Annotated in this window: 16 protein-coding genes and 1 pseudogene; 8 read left to right on the plus strand and 9 right to left on the minus strand. The window is 70.0% G+C overall.

What is annotated here, in order from left to right; all coding sequences use genetic code 11:
- Nucleotides 1–83: 83 nt before the first annotated feature.
- Nucleotides 84–2,543: an ATP-dependent helicase HrpB gene (hrpB, locus tag J0F76_RS12185; protein WP_207469780.1), complete on the minus strand. Its 2,460-nt coding sequence runs from the start codon at nucleotides 2,541–2,543 to the stop codon at nucleotides 84–86.
- Between the two features lie 111 nt (nucleotides 2,544–2,654).
- Here hrpB and J0F76_RS12190 point away from each other — a divergent pair, with 111 nt between their 5' ends.
- The 4 genes and pseudogenes from J0F76_RS12190 (at nucleotide 2,655) to J0F76_RS12205 (ending at nucleotide 6,979) form a co-directional block, all read left to right on the plus strand.
- Nucleotides 2,655–4,022 (plus strand): YcjX family GTP-binding protein, encoded by a 1,368-nt coding sequence (locus J0F76_RS12190; protein WP_207469782.1) that lies wholly within the window; start codon nucleotides 2,655–2,657, stop codon nucleotides 4,020–4,022.
- Nucleotides 4,019–5,074 (plus strand): YcjF family protein, encoded by a 1,056-nt coding sequence (locus J0F76_RS12195; protein WP_207469784.1) that lies wholly within the window; start codon nucleotides 4,019–4,021, stop codon nucleotides 5,072–5,074. Before J0F76_RS12190 ends, J0F76_RS12195 begins: the two co-directional genes overlap by 4 nt.
- 24 nt (nucleotides 5,075–5,098) lie before the next feature.
- Nucleotides 5,099–5,935, plus strand: a complete 837-nt coding sequence (locus J0F76_RS12200) for a glucosamine kinase nucleotide-binding domain-containing protein (RefSeq protein ID WP_207469791.1) — start codon at nucleotides 5,099–5,101, stop codon at nucleotides 5,933–5,935.
- Nucleotides 5,932–6,979 (plus strand): annotated as a pseudogene (locus J0F76_RS12205) (N-acetylglucosamine-6-phosphate deacetylase). Before J0F76_RS12200 ends, J0F76_RS12205 begins: the two are co-directional and overlap by 4 nt.
- Here the strand turns inward: J0F76_RS12205 and ilvD are convergent.
- The 6 genes from ilvD to J0F76_RS12235 all read right to left on the minus strand — a co-directional run bounded on the left by ilvD (nucleotide 6,966) and on the right by J0F76_RS12235 (nucleotide 12,056).
- Entirely contained in the window at nucleotides 6,966–8,801 is a 1,836-nt protein-coding gene (gene ilvD, locus J0F76_RS12210; RefSeq protein WP_207469795.1) for a dihydroxy-acid dehydratase, read from the minus strand. The pseudogene J0F76_RS12205 and the gene ilvD sit on opposite strands and share 14 nt — an antisense overlap.
- 168 nt (nucleotides 8,802–8,969) lie before the next feature.
- Nucleotides 8,970–9,284 carry a DMT family transporter gene (locus tag J0F76_RS12215; protein WP_207469796.1) on the minus strand — a complete coding sequence of 105 codons (315 nt, stop codon included), beginning with the start codon at nucleotides 9,282–9,284 and terminating at the stop codon, nucleotides 8,970–8,972.
- A gap of 92 nt (nucleotides 9,285–9,376) precedes the next feature.
- Nucleotides 9,377–9,862, minus strand: a complete 486-nt coding sequence (locus J0F76_RS12220) for a pyridoxamine 5'-phosphate oxidase family protein (protein WP_207469797.1) — start codon at nucleotides 9,860–9,862, stop codon at nucleotides 9,377–9,379.
- A gap of 58 nt (nucleotides 9,863–9,920) precedes the next feature.
- Nucleotides 9,921–11,120, minus strand: coding sequence for a UbiH/UbiF family hydroxylase (locus J0F76_RS12225; RefSeq protein ID WP_207469798.1), 1,200 nt, complete (start codon nucleotides 11,118–11,120; stop codon nucleotides 9,921–9,923).
- Nucleotides 11,121–11,130: 10 nt separating this feature from the next.
- On the minus strand, nucleotides 11,131–11,316 hold the full coding sequence (locus tag J0F76_RS12230; RefSeq protein WP_207469799.1) for a hypothetical protein: 186 nt from the start codon (nucleotides 11,314–11,316) through the stop codon (nucleotides 11,131–11,133).
- Nucleotides 11,317–11,363: 47 nt separating this feature from the next.
- Nucleotides 11,364–12,056 carry a pyrimidine 5'-nucleotidase gene (locus J0F76_RS12235; RefSeq protein WP_207469800.1) on the minus strand — a complete coding sequence of 231 codons (693 nt, stop codon included), beginning with the start codon at nucleotides 12,054–12,056 and terminating at the stop codon, nucleotides 11,364–11,366.
- Nucleotides 12,057–12,121: 65 nt separating this feature from the next.
- Here J0F76_RS12235 and J0F76_RS12240 point away from each other — a divergent pair, with 65 nt between their 5' ends.
- Genes J0F76_RS12240 through J0F76_RS12250 form a run of 3 tightly spaced genes read left to right on the plus strand, consistent with a single transcriptional unit; the run spans nucleotide 12,122 to nucleotide 14,038 of the window.
- Nucleotides 12,122–12,748, plus strand: coding sequence for a GntR family transcriptional regulator (locus tag J0F76_RS12240; protein WP_207469801.1), 627 nt, complete (start codon nucleotides 12,122–12,124; stop codon nucleotides 12,746–12,748).
- A gap of 55 nt (nucleotides 12,749–12,803) precedes the next feature.
- Entirely contained in the window at nucleotides 12,804–13,388 is a 585-nt protein-coding gene (locus J0F76_RS12245) for a DNA-3-methyladenine glycosylase family protein (RefSeq protein ID WP_207469849.1), read from the plus strand.
- The gene (locus J0F76_RS12250) at nucleotides 13,385–14,038 is read left to right on the plus strand and encodes an alpha/beta hydrolase (protein WP_207469802.1); all 654 of its coding nucleotides are present in this window, start codon (nucleotides 13,385–13,387) and stop codon (nucleotides 14,036–14,038) included. The genes J0F76_RS12245 and J0F76_RS12250 overlap by 4 nt, the downstream gene beginning before the upstream one ends.
- Before the next feature lie 121 nt (nucleotides 14,039–14,159).
- On the opposite strand, the gene J0F76_RS12255 is transcribed toward J0F76_RS12250, so the two are convergent.
- Complete coding sequence (locus tag J0F76_RS12255; protein ID WP_207469803.1) at nucleotides 14,160–14,585, minus strand: VOC family protein; 426 nt, start codon at nucleotides 14,583–14,585, stop codon at nucleotides 14,160–14,162.
- 186 nt (nucleotides 14,586–14,771) lie between these two features.
- Here J0F76_RS12255 and J0F76_RS12260 point away from each other — a divergent pair, with 186 nt between their 5' ends.
- Nucleotides 14,772–15,371, plus strand: coding sequence for an HNH endonuclease (locus J0F76_RS12260; protein WP_207469805.1), 600 nt, complete (start codon nucleotides 14,772–14,774; stop codon nucleotides 15,369–15,371).
- Nucleotides 15,372–15,375: 4 nt separating this feature from the next.
- On the opposite strand, the gene J0F76_RS12265 is transcribed toward J0F76_RS12260, so the two are convergent.
- Entirely contained in the window at nucleotides 15,376–15,567 is a 192-nt protein-coding gene (locus J0F76_RS12265) for a hypothetical protein (protein WP_207469857.1), read from the minus strand.
- Nucleotides 15,568–15,579: the final 12 nt, after the last annotated feature.

The raw sequence follows: 15,579 nt of genomic DNA on the forward strand, positions 1-15,579 counted from the left end.
AGGTCTGCGATCTGTTCTCCGACGAGGAATGCTACAACTACTTCAAAGCCGCAGGTTATGAGGTCGATTGAGTGCAACAGGCTCTAGGTCCCGCGCGGCTTGGCCCGCGTGGTGGGATCGGCCTCGCGCGGATCGTCGGGCCAGGGATGGCGGGGATAGCGGCCGCGCATGTCCTTCCTGACATCGGCATAGGAGGATGCCCAGAACCCCGGCAGGTCGGTCGTCACCTGCACGGGCTTGCCGCCCGGCGACAGCAGGCTGATGCGCAGGGGGCGCCCACCCACGATCGGATGACGCGTCACCCCGAACAGCTCCTGCAAGCGCACCTCGATCGAGGGCTGTTCGTGGTCATAGTCGATCGGCACCTTGCGGCCCAGGGGCGTGGCAAAGTGCGCCGGCGCCTCGCGGTCCAGCCGCCGCTGGCCCTCCCAGCCGATCCGGGCCTTCAGCGGCTCGACCAAGTCAAGGGCGCGCAGGTCGGCCAGCGTCCTGATCCGCCCCAGCCAGGGCAGCAGCCAGCCGGCGTCGGCCAGCAGGCCGGCATCGTCCACCACGCCCAGGTCCGGCACCAGCGCGATCCGCGCCCGCAGCCGGGCAGCGGCCGGGCTCCAGGACAGGCCGTCCAGCCGCAGTCCTTCCAGCGCGGCGCGGGCAATAGCCTCGGGCGGCGCCTCGGGCCAGGGGCGATCCGACAGCACCAGCGCCCCCAGCCGTTCCTGCACCCGTGCCAGCACCCGCCCCTCGCGCCGGGACCATTCGCAAAGCTTGACCGTCTCGATCCGCTCACCATGCAGCGCGCGCAGCTCGCCCTCGCCCAACCGGGCGGCCATGCGGATGCGGGCCTCGCGCCCGTCGCCGTCCAGATCGGCGGCCACGACCAGCCGCTGCCCGGCCATCGGGTCCCCCGCATCCATCACCGCGCCCTTGCCGCCCGACAGCACGAAGCGCGGCTCGTCCCCCTTGCGCCGCAATCCGATCCGGTCGGGATAGGCCAGCGAAACCGCGCCTCCTGCTTCTTCGTTGCCCAAATACCCCCGGGGGGTCCGGGGGGGCAGCGCCCCCCCGCCATCGCGGGACGCAACCAGACGCCGCAACCGGGCGGCCTCGTCGCGGATCTGCTGGACCACCGCGCGGTTCACCTCATGCGGGTGCCGCGCCGCAAACCCCTTGGGATCGCGCACCGCCGCCAGCCGCAGCGCCAGATCCACCGGCGCGCCGCGCAGCGGGTCGCGGCTCGACAGCAGCGCCGCCAGATCCGCCGCCTCGGGCCCGACGCGCAGCAGCATATGCGCGGGACGCGGATGCAGCGGCAGCCGCGCCAGGGCGCGCCCGTGATCGGTGATCCGGCCCGATGCATCCAGCGCCTCCAGCCCATGCAACAGGGCCCGCGCCTCGGCCAGCGCGCCCTCGGGCGGGGGCGTCAGGAAGGCCAGATCGCCCGGCTCTGCGCCCCAGGCCGCCAGTTCCAGGGCCAGGCCCGCCAGATCCGCCACGGCGATCTCGGGCGGGGCGAAGGCGGGCAAGGCCCCCTCCTCGGCCCGCGCCCACAGGCGATAGCAGATGCCCGGCGCGACACGGCCCGCACGGCCCCGCCGCTGATCGGCCTCGGCCCGGCTGACGCGTTCCGTCACCAGCCGCGACATGCCCGATCCCGGATCGAACCGGGACCGCCGTGCCCGCCCCGCATCGACCACCACCCGCACCGCCGGAATGGTCAAGGAGGTTTCCGCAATCGCCGTCGCCAGCACGATCCGCCGCCGCGCGCCGGGCGGCGACAGCGCCGCCCGCTGCTCGGCAGGCTTCAGCGCGCCATAAAGCGGCAGCACCTCGCAGTCACCGCCAAGCTGCGCCATGACCCGCCGGATCTCGCCCTCGCCCGGCAGGAAGGCCAGGACGGTGCCGCCCGTCTCGCGGGTTTCCGCTTCGACCACGGCAATCAGCCGCGCGGCTTCATCGACCAGCCGGGCGACGGCGGACAACGGCTTGGGCAGCCAGCGCGTCTCGACCGGGAAGGCCCGGCCCTCGGACCGGATCACCGGCGCACCGTCCAGCAGCGCCGCCACGGGTTCGGCGTCCAGCGTGGCCGACATCACCAGCACCGCCAGATCCTCGCGCAGCGCCCCCTTGGCCTCCCACACCAAGGCCAGTCCCAGGTCCGCGTTCAGGCTGCGTTCGTGGAATTCGTCGAAGATCACGCAGCCGATGCCCTCCAGCGACGGATCGGACTGGATCATCCGCGTCAGGATGCCTTCCGTCACGACCTCGATCCGGCTGCCTCCGACCGATTCGCCGCGCATCCGGTAACCGACACGCGCCCCCACGGCTTCGCCCAGCTGCTCGGCCAGCCGCTCCGCCGCAGCCCGCGCCGCCAGCCGCCGAGGCTCCAGCATCACGATCTTGCCCGCCACCCGGTCCAGCAGCGCCAAGGGGACACGCGTCGTCTTGCCCGCCCCCGGCGGAGCCACCAGCACGGCGCGGCCATGGGCGGCAAGCGCCTCGCACAGCGCAGGAAGAACATCGTCGATAGGCAACCGATCCAGCATCCCAGCGTTATGTCGCAACGGCGGGCCAAGCGGAACCCCGGCCCGCCGCCCTAGGCAAACCCTTCCCCGGGGCCTATTTTCCAGAAAAGACGGCAGAAACAGGCAGGCGGAATGGGTATCGGCAGCACATTGATGGCGGGCATCGGCTTGGGCGACCCGGTGATCCGGCTGGGCGTCACGGGCCTGTCGCGCGCGGGCAAGACGGTGTTCATCACCTCGCTGGTGGCGAACCTGATGGACCGGGGCCGGATGCACGCGCTCCGCGCCGCCGCCGACGGCAGCCTCAAGGCCGCGTGGCTGCAACCGCAGCCCGACGACACCGTGCCGCGCTTCGATTTCGAACGCCACCTGGCCGCCCTGACCGGACCCGACCCGCACTGGCCGGACGGAACGCGCCATGTCAGCCAGTTGCGCCTGTCCCTGCGCCTGGACGGCAAGGGACTGCTGGGCGGCCTGACGGGCCCGCGCACCCTGCATCTGGACATCGTCGATTACCCCGGCGAATGGCTGCTGGACCTGCGCCTGATGGAAAAGGATTTTTCCGAATGGTCGGCCGAGGTCCTGGACCGCATGGACGGCCGCCCCGGCGCCGCTGACTACCAAGCCGCACTGAACGGCATCGACGGCGACCGCTTCGACGAACCCACCGCGCAATCCTTGGCCCAGACCTATACCGCCCATCTCCATGCCGCGCGCGAGGCGGGCTGGTCCGACTGCACCCCCGGCCGCTTCCTGATCCCCGGAGAGATGGAGGGTTCCCCCGCCCTGACCTTCGCCCCCCTGCCCGCCTCCTTCGCCGATGGCCGGCTGCACCGGGAATTCCGCCGCCGCTTCGACGCCTACAAGTCGCGCGTCGTGAAGCCCTTCTTCCGCGAACACTTCGCCCGCATCGACCGTCAGGTGGTGCTGGTGGACGTGCTGGGCGCGATCCACCAGGGCCCCCGCGCGGTCGAGGACATGCGCCGCGCCATGGCCGACGTGCTGACCGCCTTCCGCCCCGGCCGGGCGGGCTGGCTGGCGCAACTGCTGGGCACGCGGCGCGTGGAACGCATCCTGTTCGCCGCGACCAAGGCCGACCATCTGCACCATGTCCAGCACAACCGCCTGACGGCGATCCTGTCCGCCATGCTGCGCGAGGCGCGCGACCGCGCCGATTTCAGCGGCGCCCGGACCGAGGCCATGTCGGTCGCCGCCCTGCGCGCCACGACCGAGGACACGATCCGCCAGAACGGCGAGGATCTGCCCGCCGTGCGTGGCAGGCTGATGGACGGGCGGCAGGCGGCCTTCTATCCGGGCGAGCTGCCCGCCGATCCCGCCGCCCTGCTGCACCCGGCGCGGGATGGCGCTGCGCAATGGCTTGACGGCGACTATGCCATCATGAACTTTGCCCCCGCCCCGATGACTGCGCGCCCCGGCGACGGCCCGCCGCATATCCGGCTGGACCGCGCCGCCGAATTCCTGGTCGGAGACCGGCTATGAGCGACACCCCCCGCCGCGGCCCCGTGCTGATCGAACTGGACGCGCCCGCCGCCGAGCCCCGCACCGGCCCCGCGTCCGAAGTGCGGGACGACACGCTGAACCCCGCGGACGCCCCGCCCATCGACGCGGCCGACCCCTTCCTGCCCCGCCCCCGCACGATGGAGATGGTGACGCGCCTTGTCGGCCGCCCGCCGTCGAAGCTGACAAGGGTCTTCATCAATTCCGGCGTGGCGCTGTTCACCTTTCTTCTGTCCATCGCCGCGCTGAACTTCATCAACGACCTGCTGACCCGCTATCCGGTGCTGGGATGGATCGGGGTCGCGCTGTTCGCGCTGTTCACGCTGGCGGCGTTGGGCATGGCCTGGCGCGAATACCGGGCCTGGGCGCGGTTCGCCAGGATCGACGCGATCCAGCGCCAAGCGGGCACGGCCCTGGCCGACGACAGCATCGACAAGGCGCGCAGGGTAGCCGACGATCTGCTGGCGCTCTATCGCGACCGGCCAGAGATGGAGTGGAACCGCAAGCGCCTGTCCGACAACCGCGGCGACGCCTTCGACGCCCGCACCCTGCTGACCATGGCGGAAACCGAGCTTTTGGCGCAACTGGACCAGGACGCCCGGCGGGAAATCGAGGCCGCCGCCCGCACCGTCGCCACCGCCACGGCGCTGATCCCGCTGGCGCTTGCCGATGTCGCCGCCGCCCTTGCCGCGAACCTGCGGATGATCCGCCGCATGGCCGAAATCTATGGCGGCCGCGCGGGCGCCATCGGCGGCTGGCGGCTGGCGCGCACGGTCATCACCCATCTGGTCGCCACCGGCGCGGTGGCCGCAGGCGACGACCTGATCGAGACCGTCGCCGGGGGCGGAATCCTCTCCAAGGTGTCGCGCCGCTTCGGCGAGGGCGTGGTGAACGGCGCCCTGACCGCCCGCGTCGGCATCGCCGCGATGGAGGTGTGCCGTCCCCTGCCCTTCCTTGCCCAGCCCCGCCCCAAGGTCGGCAACCTGGTCACGCGCGGCTTGCGCGGGCTGTTCGGGTCCGACGAACGGGGCTAGAACCCTCCCGAAAGGGGACAGAGGATGGCGTTCTTTCTGGGAATCGACGGCGGCGGCACGGGATGCCGCGCGGCGCTGGCGGATGCGGACGGCCGCATCGTCGGCCAGGGCCAGGGCGGGCCCGCCAACATCAACACCGATGTCGAGGGCGCGGCGGTCAGCATCCTGCAAGCCACCGCCGAAGCCGTCGAGGGCACCGGCGCCGATCCCCGCGACCTGATCGCCACGCTGGGCCTTGCCGGGGGCACGATGGCCGCTGCCACGGAAAGGCTTTCGTTGCTTCTGCCTTTCGCGCGGGTGCAGATCGTCAATGACGGCGTGACCGCCGCGCGGGGCGCGCTGGGAATGCAGGACGGCATCCTGGCCGCGATGGGCACGGGGTCCGTCTTTGCCGTGCAGCGCGGCGGCGCGTTGCGGCAGGTCGGCGGGCGCGGCTTCCTGATGGGCGACGAGGGGTCGGGCGCCGTCCTGGGCCGTGCGCTGCTGTCCCTGGCCATGCGGGCCGAGGACGGGTTCGCGCCGATGACTCCGCTGCTGCAGGATCTGCTGGGGGAACTGGGCGGGGTCGAGGGGATCATACGCTTCGGCAACACCGCCCGCCCGGCGGATTTCGCCCGGCTGGCCCCGCGCATCGTCGCGGGCGAGGATCCGGCGGCGCGGCAGGTCTTCGATGCCGCTGTGGCCGAGGTGCGCCACATCCTGACGATGCTGCAAGCCGATGCGCCCCTGCCGGTGGTCTTCGTGGGCGGGCTTGGCCCGGCCTATGCGGCGCGGCTGACGGACTGGCCGCAGCGCCATGCGCTCGGGTCCGGGGTGGATGGCGCGCTGCTGATGGCGCGGCAGATGGCCGGGGCGGCATGACGGTCCTTGCCGCCGCGCAGGTGTTTGACGGCCAGCGGATGCTGCCCGACCATGCCGTGGTGATCGAGGGCGACCGCATCGCGGCGGTCCTGCCCGCCAGCGACGTCGGCCCGGTCACGCGGCTGGAGGGCACGCTCGCGCCCGGTTTCCTGGACCTGCAGGTGAACGGCGGCGGCGGGCTGATGGTGGGCGGCGACACCGATGTGGCGGAGGCCACGGCTGCCGTGATCGACGCGGGCATTCGGGCGGTGGGGGGTGCCGGGCTTCCTGGGCCTGCATCTGGAAGGCCCGCATCTGGACCCCCGCCGCCACGGCGCCCATGATCCCGCGTTGATCCGGCCCATGGAGGCCAACGATCTGGCGCGCCTCTGCAAGGCCGCGCGTGCCCTGCCCGTGCTGATGGTGACGCTGGCGCCCGAGGCCGCAACCCCGGACCAGATCGCCACCCTGTCCCGCGCGGGCATCATCGTCAGCTTGGGTCACACGGACTGCGACCACGACACCGCCCGCGCAGCCTTTGCGGCGGGCGCCTGCTGCGCCACGCATCTGTTCAACGCCATGAGCCAGATGGGCCACCGTTCGCCGGGTCTGGTCGGCGCGGTGCTGGCAGGCGACACCCATGCCGGGCTGATCGCAGACGCCATCCATGTCCACCCGGCGGTCCTGCGCACCGCGCTGGCGGCGCGACCGGACGGCATCTTCCTGGTGACGGACTGCATGGCGTTCGCGGGCACCGACCTGACCGAGATGACGTTGCAGGGCCGCACGATCCACCGCCGCGACGGGCGGCTGACCCTGGCGGACGGCACGCTGGCCGGGGCCGACCTGCGCATGGATGGGGCAATCCGGGTGCTGGTGGATCAGGCAGGCATCGCCCCGGAACGTGCGCTTGCCATGGCCACGTCGGAACCGGCCCGCATCATCGGCCTTTCAGACGAATACGGCGCGCTGCGGGAAGGCAGGCGCGCCGATCTGGTGCTGCTGGACGATGGGTGGCGCCTGCAATCCGTCTGGATCGCAGGCCAGCCCGTCACTCGGGAATGACCCGCACTGCCCCTTTCGAGGCGCTGGTGGTCATCGCCGCATAGGCGCGCAGCGCCGTCGTGATCTTGCGCGCGCGCGGCTTGGCGGGCTTCCAGCCCTCGGCCTCGCGCCTGGCGCGGCGGGCTGCCAGCGTTGCGTCGTCCACGGCCAGGTGGATCTTCCGGTTCGGGATGTCGATCTGGATCAGGTCGCCTTGTTCGACCAGGCCGATGGTACCGCCTTCCGCCGCCTCGGGCGAGACATGGCCGATCGACAGCCCGGACGAGCCGCCCGAAAAGCGACCGTCCGTCACCAGCGCGCAGGCCTTGCCCAGCCCTTTCGACTTCAGATAGCTGGTCGGATACAGCATTTCCTGCATCCCCGGACCGCCGCGCGGACCTTCGTAGCGGATCAGCACGACCTCTCCGGGCTTGACCTTGCCGGTCAGGATGCCGCTGACGGCATCGTCCTGGCTTTCGAAGATATGCGCCGGGCCTTCGAACTTCAGGATCGATTCGTCGACCCCCGCCGTCTTCACGATGCAGCCGTCCTCGGCCAGGTTGCCGTAAAGCACAGCCAGCCCGCCATCGGCGGTGAAGGGCGCGTTGACGGACCGGATCACGCCCGCCTGCCGGTCGAGATCCAGCGTCTCCCACCGCGCTTCCTGCGAGAAGGCCACCTGCGTCGGCACGCCGCCCGGCGCGGCGCTGAAGAACTTGTGCACCATCTCGCTGTCGGTGCGGCTGATGTCCCAGCGGTCGATGGCGTCGCCCATGGTGGGGGCATGGACGGTCGGCGTGTCGCGGTGGACCAGCCCGCCGCGTTCAAGCTGGCCCAGGATGGCAAAGATTCCGCCGGCGCGGTGGACGTCCTCCATGTGGACGTCCTGCTTGGCGGGGGCGACCTTGGACAGGCAGGGCACGTTGCGCGACAGCCGGTCGATGTCCTTCATGTCGAAGTCGATGCCGCCTTCATGGGCGGCGGCCAGGATGTGCAGCACGGTGTTGGTCGAGCCGCCCATGGCGATGTCCAGCGACATCGCGTTCTCGAACGCCTTCTTGTTGGCGATGTTGCGCGGCAGGACCGAGTCGTCCTCGCCCTCGTAGTAACGCCGCGCCAGATCGACGATCAGGTGGCCCGCCTCGACGAACAGGCGCTTGCGGTCGGCATGCGTCGCCAGGGTGGAGCCGTTGCCGGGCAGAGACAGGCCCAAGGCCTCGGTCAGGCAGTTCATGGAGTTGGCGGTGAACATGCCCGAGCAGGACCCGCAGGTCGGGCAAGCCGACCGCTCGATAACCTCCACATCGGCGTCCGACACGGTGTCGTCGGCGGCGGCGACCATGGCATCGACCAGATCCAGCGCATGGGTCTTGCCGTTCAGCACGACCTTGCCCGCCTCCATCGGCCCGCCGCTGACGAACACGGCGGGAATGTTCAGCCGCATCGCCGCGTTCAGCATCCCCGGCGTGATCTTGTCGCAGTTCGAGATGCATACCATCGCGTCGGCGCAGTGGGCGTTGACCATGTATTCCACGCTGTCCGCGATGATCTCGCGCGAGGGCAGCGAATAGAGCATCCCGTCATGGCCCATCGCGATGCCGTCATCGACCGCGATGGTGTTGAATTCCTTGGCGATGCCGCCCGCGGCCTCGACCTCGCGGGCGACAAGCTGGCCCAGGTCCTTCAGGTGGACATGGCCCGGCACGAACTGGGTGAAGCTGTTGACGATGGCGATGATCGGCTTGCCGAAGTCGCTGTCCTTCACCCCTGTCGCCCGCCATAGCCCGCGCGCGCCCGCCATGTTGCGGCCGTGGGTGGTGGTGCGGGAACGATAGGCGGGCATGGCTTGAGTCTCCTGTGGCTGGCGGGTTGGTTTAGCACCGATGATGGCGAAAGGAAATTGCCTGCCGACGGGGGATCGCGGGGTTTTTGTGTCGTCTTGCGTCCCGCGACCGCCGGGGGACTTCACGTCCCCCGGACCCCCCGTGGGATATTTGGGCCAAGATGAAGGTCAGGAAGCGAGCTTCATGGTGACGATGCCCGCGACGATCAGGCCCGCCGCCAGCAGGCGCGTGGCCGTGGCGGGTTCCCCGAACAGCACGATTCCCACAAGGAAGGCGCCCACCGCGCCGATGCCGACCCAGACGGTATAGGACGTGCCCAGCGGCAGCGTGCGCATCGCGACGGCCAGCAGCCAGAAGGACGCGATCATCCCCACGACCATGATGCCGGTGGGCCAGATGCGGGTGAAACCGGCGGATTGCTTCATCGCGGTTGCCCAGACGATTTCCAGAAGACCGGCGAGAAAAAGATAGAGCCAAGCCATGAACGACCCCAAGCCTGCCGGGTCGTCCCGGCGCGTTTGCCCGTGATGGGGAGGTCGTCCTCTGCTGCCCTTAAATAAGTGTGCCTGCCACCCTATTCAAGCCGCCCGACCTTGGCATTCTCGACCAGTTCGGTTTTGGCGCCCAGCAGGCGTTCGGCCAGCATCTTCACGCCCGAGATCAGCAGGTTGCTGCCGTCCCACAGTTCCGCCGAGGTGGGCCGGACGGTGATCACGCGCAGGTCGGGATGATCGGGGGAGGTGAAGAAGGTCTCGTCGGTCAGGCGCCAGACCTCGCGGGCCTTGTCGGGATCGTGGCGGATTTCGGCAGTGCCGTTGATCACGACGTAATCGTTCGCGCGTTCGTCCGAAAAGGCCAGCGAGACGTTCGGATTGGCCGCGATCTGGTCCAGCTTGCAGCCCTTGGTGTCGGTCAGGACATGGATCGCCCCTTCGTCCCGGCGGACGCGGGCATAAACGGGGCGGACCCGCTGGCCGTCGCCGTCGCACGTGACGAACATGCAGGGGTCCAGCCTGTCGGCGATGGTCCAGATGCGGTCGATGACGTCGGGATCGGGCATGGGGCCTCCGGGTCTGCGATACGGGCAAACGCATGGGACCGGGCGATGTTCCCCGACCTCAGCGCATCCCCAGCCCGGCCCGCATCATCAGCCGCCGCACCGGCGCGATGCCGTAAAGCCCGCCAAGCGCGGCCGCGCGCAGGTCGCGCAGGGGGCGCAGGGATGCCTGGCTGGCGCGGTTCAGCGCGTCGATGCCCAGCAGGCGGGCATAGGCCTCGGGGCGGCGGGTGCGGTCATAAGCGGCAAGGCTGTCCGGGTTGCCGGGGTCGTCGCCCGACAGGTCGATCAGCGCAGCGAGATCCGCCAGGCTCATGTTCAGGCCCTGGGCGCCGATGGGCGGAACGACATGGGCGGCCTCGGCGATCAGCGCCGTGCGCGGGCCGGTGAAGCGGTCGGCGATCTGGCTGATGATCGGCCATTGCGTCAGGCGCGTGGCAAGCGTCAGGCGACCCAGGACGCCTGCGGACCGGGCGTTCAGTTCCGCCTCGAAGGCATCAGGCGGCAGGGCGGCAAGGCGGGCGACCTCCCGGCCGTTCTCCATCCAGACGACCGCCGAACAGGGCTTGCCGTCCCGGTCGGGCAGCGGCACCAGCGTGAACGGCCCGCCCGAGCGGTGGATCTCGGTCGAGACGTTGCCGTGCGGCACGTCATGGGTGACGGCAAAGGCCAGCGCCTTCTGGCCGTAGCGGAAGGTCCGCACGCCGATGCCAAGCGCCTGCCGCACGGGCGAATCGCGCCCATCGGCGCCGATCAGCAACCGTGCCTGGACGCGGCAGCCATCGGTCAGCGTGACGATGGCGCCCGTGTCGCGGGCCAGCACGCCCGCCGTGCCGGTGCCGGGCTGGAAGCGGACGTTTTCCATCCCGGCCAGCCGGGCCGAGATCTCTCGCCGCAGGAGCCAGTTGGGCAGGTTCCAGCCGAAGGGTTGGTCGCCGATCTCGGAGGCGTCGAAGTCGCGGATCAGCCGGGTCGCGGGTTGCGCGCCGCCCGCATCGACGATGCGCATGACCTGCAGGGGCGTGGCATGGGGCAGCAGGCGGTCCCACAGCCCGATCCGCCGCAGCAGTGCGACCGAGGGGGTCAGAAAGGCGGTGGTGCGCAGGTCGGCCCCTTCGGCCCCCTCCTCGGTCACCGGCGGGGCGGGGTCGACGCAAAGGGTCTGAAAGCCCTGCGCCCCGAAGGCGGCAGCCGCGATCAGCCCGGCAATGCCGCCGCCCGAGACCAGGACGTCGATCCGAGAGGTGTCGCCTGCGATCATATGCCGCGGCCTAGTTTCCGGCGGTGAACAGCAGCATGACCGCGAAAACGGCCACGGTCAGGACCAGGCCCAGCAGGCCAAGCACCGGAAGGCCGAACTGGACGACGGCCAGAACGGCAATGGCAAGAACGACCAGCAGCAGGGCAACGGCAAGGAAATTCAGGCGATTTCCGCTTTTGTCGGCGGTATGGGTCATGGGGGAACCTATGGGATGGATGCGCGTCCGCCGGCATTGTCGCGCAATCAGCAGCCAAGGGCAATCTGGCGCAGGAAGCCCGTCAGGTCGTGGACGTGGTGATCGACATGGTCGGGCACCGCGCCGGCCATCACCTCTGGCCCGTGCCGCCCCGGCCCGACCAGGATCGTGCGCATCCCCAGGTCATGGGGAACCGCCAGGTTGCGGGGGTCATCCTCGAAAAAGGCGGCGCGGGTGGGGTCGATGCGCGCCGCCCCGATCACGGCCTGGAACGCCTCGGGGCGGGGCTTGGGGTGGAAATGGGTTTCGGCGATGCCATAGACCGCCTCGAACAGGGGGGCGGGGACGTCGTCGTTCACCAGACCCAGGCCCCGCGCCCGCAGCACCTTCACCGCATAGGCGGCATCGGCATTGGTGTGGACCAGCTTGCGACCCGGCAGCGCGGCGATGGCGGCGGCCAGATCTGGCGCGGGCAGCAGGGGGGCGAAGTCGATGTCGTGGACCTCGTCCAGGTAGGCTACCGGGTCGATGGCGTGTTCGGCCATCAGCCCGGCCAGGGTGGTGCCGTGCCGCATCCACCAGTCGCGCCGCATCCCGTCGGCGGCATCGCGTTCGACCGCCAGCGTACGCATGACGTAATCGGTCATCCGCGCCTCGATCTGCGGGAACAGCGCCATCTCGGGCGGATACAGGGTGTTGTCCAGATCGAAGATCCAGGTATCGACATGCGCGAAATCCATGCCCGCTGCCTAGCCCGCCAACAGCGCGCTTGCAATCGCCCCTCGCGCGGCCAATCGTGGCGGCCATGAAGGACGCATATTCCCTGATCCTGGCCGCGATCGAATCCGGCACCTATCGACCCGGCGACCGGCTGGTCGAATCGGAACTGGCCGAACGCTTCGGCGTGTCCCGTACGCCCGTCCGCGAGGCCCTGCAGCGGCTGGAAACGCAACAGATGCTGGTCCGCGACGGGCGCAGCCTGATCGTGGCCTCGCTCGACCACAACCAGCTGGCCGAGCTTTACACCGTCCGCGCCGAGCTTGAGGCCCTGGCCGCGCGCCTTGCCGCGCGCCACGCCACCCCCGAGGAGGTGCGCGTGCTGGCCCAGATGGTCGCGGACGACCAGCGGGCGGTCGGCGACCCCGAGGCCCTGGCGCGGGCCAACAAGCGCTTCCACCACCAGATCCACCTGGCGTCCCACAACCGCTACCTGGTCCAGCAGCTTGACCTGGTGCACCGGACCATGGCGCTGATGGCCAAGACCTCGCTGGCGGCCGAGGGGCGCAGCGAAACCGCGCTTGCCGAACACAAGCGCATCGTCGATGCCATCGCGGCGGGCGACGGAACGGCGGCGGACAAGGCGCTGCGCCAGCATATCTCGATGGCCTGGGAAACGCGCCTGAAGCTGGAGGCCGCGATCGACCGTGACTGACACCCCCCGCCCCGGGCCGCGCCTGATCCGGTCCGAGGCCGACCTGGCCGAGGGCATGGCGCATCTTGTGGCGGTCTGCCCCGTCTGGGCGCGGGTCGCGCCGCAGATCGGCCCCCTGCCCCTGCGGCGGCGCAGCGACGGGTTCGAGGCGATTGCCAGTGCCATCGTCGCCCAGCAGATCTCGGTCGCGGCGGCGGATGCGATCTGGGCGCGGATGGAGGCGGCGGGGCTGGCGACGGCCGGGGCCATTGCCGCTGCCGATGAGGACGCGTTGCGCGCGGCCGGCCTGTCCCGGCCCAAGGCGCGCTATCTGAAGGGGATCGCGGCGGCGGGGCTGGACTGGGACGGGTTGCGCGCCCTGCCCGACGACGACGTGATCGCGGCCCTGGTGGCGCTGCCCGGCATCGGCGTCTGGACGGCGGAAATCTATCTGAAGTTCGCGCTTGGCCGGGCGGATGTCTTTGCGGCGGGCGATCTGGCGCTGCAGGAATCGGCGCGGCTGATGTATGGCCTGGAGGCCCGCCCCGGCTCCGCCGCCCTGCGGCAGATGGCCGAACCCTGGCGGCCCTGGCGCGCGGTTGCGGCGCGCGGGCTGTGGGCCTATTACCGCCTGGCCAAAGGCCGCGAGGGAGTGCGATGAGCCAGTTGAAATCCGCCCGCAAGGGGCCGCCCAAGGCCGATGCGGTCGTTGTCTTCCTGCATGGCTACGGCGCCGACGGGGCCGACCTGCTGGGCCTGGCCGATCCCTTGTCGCCGCACCTGCCGGGCGTGGCCTTCCATGCCCCGGACGCGCCGGAACGCAGCATCAACAACCCCTTTGGCTACCAGTGGTTTCCGATCCCCTGGCTGGACGGGTCCACCGACGCGCAGGCCAAGGAATCGATGGTCCGGTCCGTCGGCCTGCTGAACGCCTGGCTGGACAAGGTTCTGTCCGACGAGGGGCTGACCGCGGACCGGATGGTCGTGGTGGGCTTTTCGCAAGGCACGATGATGGCGCTGCACGTCCTGCCGCGCCGCGACGAGGCCGTTGCCGGCATCGTCGGCTTTTCGGGTCGCCTGCTGGGCCCCGAGCTGCTGGCGGGCGAGGCGAAGGTCAAGCCGCCCGTCCTGCTGCTGCATGGCGACCAGGACCCGATGGTGCCGTTCCAGGACATGACCCTGGCCGGCGAGGCCCTTGAGGCCGCAGGCTTCACCGTCTACGGCCATGTGATGAAGGGCACGGGGCACGGGATCTCGCCCGACGGCCTGTCGGTCGCCTTGAGTTTCCTGAAGGATCGCCTGGGGAAATAGCCGGGGCGCTGCCCCCCAAGCCTGCCGCAAGGCGGCAGGCGTTCGTCGCTGAAAAAGGTCCGCCGGACCTTTTTCCGGGCGCTCCTTACCCCCAAGATTTTTCGACCGGGATGAAAGGGCGTCAACCCCAGATCGCCGGGTCGGCCAGTTCGATGGAGTTGCCCGCGGGATCGCGCAAATAGATCGACCGCGCGCCGTTCGGCCAGCGAAAATCAGCTTCGATGGCGATGCTTCGGGCGGTCAGGTGGCGGCGCCAGTCGTCCAGCCTGTCAGCCGCGACGGCAAGGCAGAAATGGCCCGGTCCGCGCGCGCCATGCGGGGGGACGGGCAGCCTGGCATCGGGTCCGGGCGGCTGTTCGGTGGCGGAGGGGTTGAAGACCAGCAGCACCTGCGAGGGCGCGACGCGAAAGAACACATGCCGCCCCGGCACGCTCTGGAACGGCTGCAAGCCCATCACGTCGCGCCAGAAGGCCGTGGCGGCTTCAAGGTCGCCTGCGTAAAGCGCGGATTCCAGCGTGCCCAGCACGGGTGGCGTTCGTTCGGTCATGGCGTGCAGCCTGCCATCCCCAGGGACATCCCGCAATCGTCATCGCGCTGTTACCGTTCGGGATTATTCCGGCGATGGATCGGATAGATCCGGGGGCTTGCCAGATCCCGGCCACGATATATAGTCAAGGTCACGGATCTGACGGGCGCCCCCGGTCAACCCCATGGGGGCAGGCGGGAAGGCGATATGCTGGATCATCGACACCAGACGGATTTTCGAACCCAGTTCGTGCGCGAGCCTGCAAGCCTGCGCCACTATCCCGCGCTGGTGCTGAACGCGGATTACCGGCCCTTGTCCTATTATCCCCTGTCCTTGTGGCCCTGGCAGGAGGCGATCAAGGCGGCCTTCCTGGACCGCGTGGACATCATCGCCGAATACGAGGAGGTGGTGCGAAGTCAGCGCCAGGCGTTCAAGCTGCCCTCGGTCGTCGTTCTGAAAGATTACGTCAAACCCCAGAAGCGCGTGGCCTTCACGCGCTTCAATCTTTTCCTGCGGGACGAATTCTGCTGCCAGTATTGCGGGGCCAAGGGCGACCTGACCTTCGACCATGTGGTGCCCCGGTCGCGGGGCGGCGTCACCAGCTGGGACAATGTGGTCGCCGCCTGCTCGCCCTGCAACCTGCGCAAGGCCAACCGCAGCCTGCGCCATTCGGGCATGAGCCTGCGCCGCAAGCCCCGCCAGCCCTCGCCCGAGGAAATGCACGCGGCGGGCCGGCGCTTTCCGCCGAATCACCTGCACGACAGCTGGATGGATTTCCTGTACTGGGACGCCGAACTGGAAAGCTGAAGGGTCAGGCGTCGTGGTCGTGCCGGCCCCGCTGCGACAGGTGCAGGGCTGCGGCCGCCGACAAGGCGACCATCGCCAGCACGACCATCGACGCGTCGGCCGAGAAGGCCGCCCACAACGTCAGCGCGGCGAAAAGGATGACTGCGGCGATCAGGACCAGGAAGTGCGGCAAGGGCATGGCGGGTCGTCTCCTCACCCTCAATATGGG

Source organism: Paracoccus fontiphilus (assembly GCF_017356265.1).
Taxonomy (GTDB): domain Bacteria; phylum Pseudomonadota; class Alphaproteobacteria; order Rhodobacterales; family Rhodobacteraceae; genus Paracoccus; species Paracoccus fontiphilus.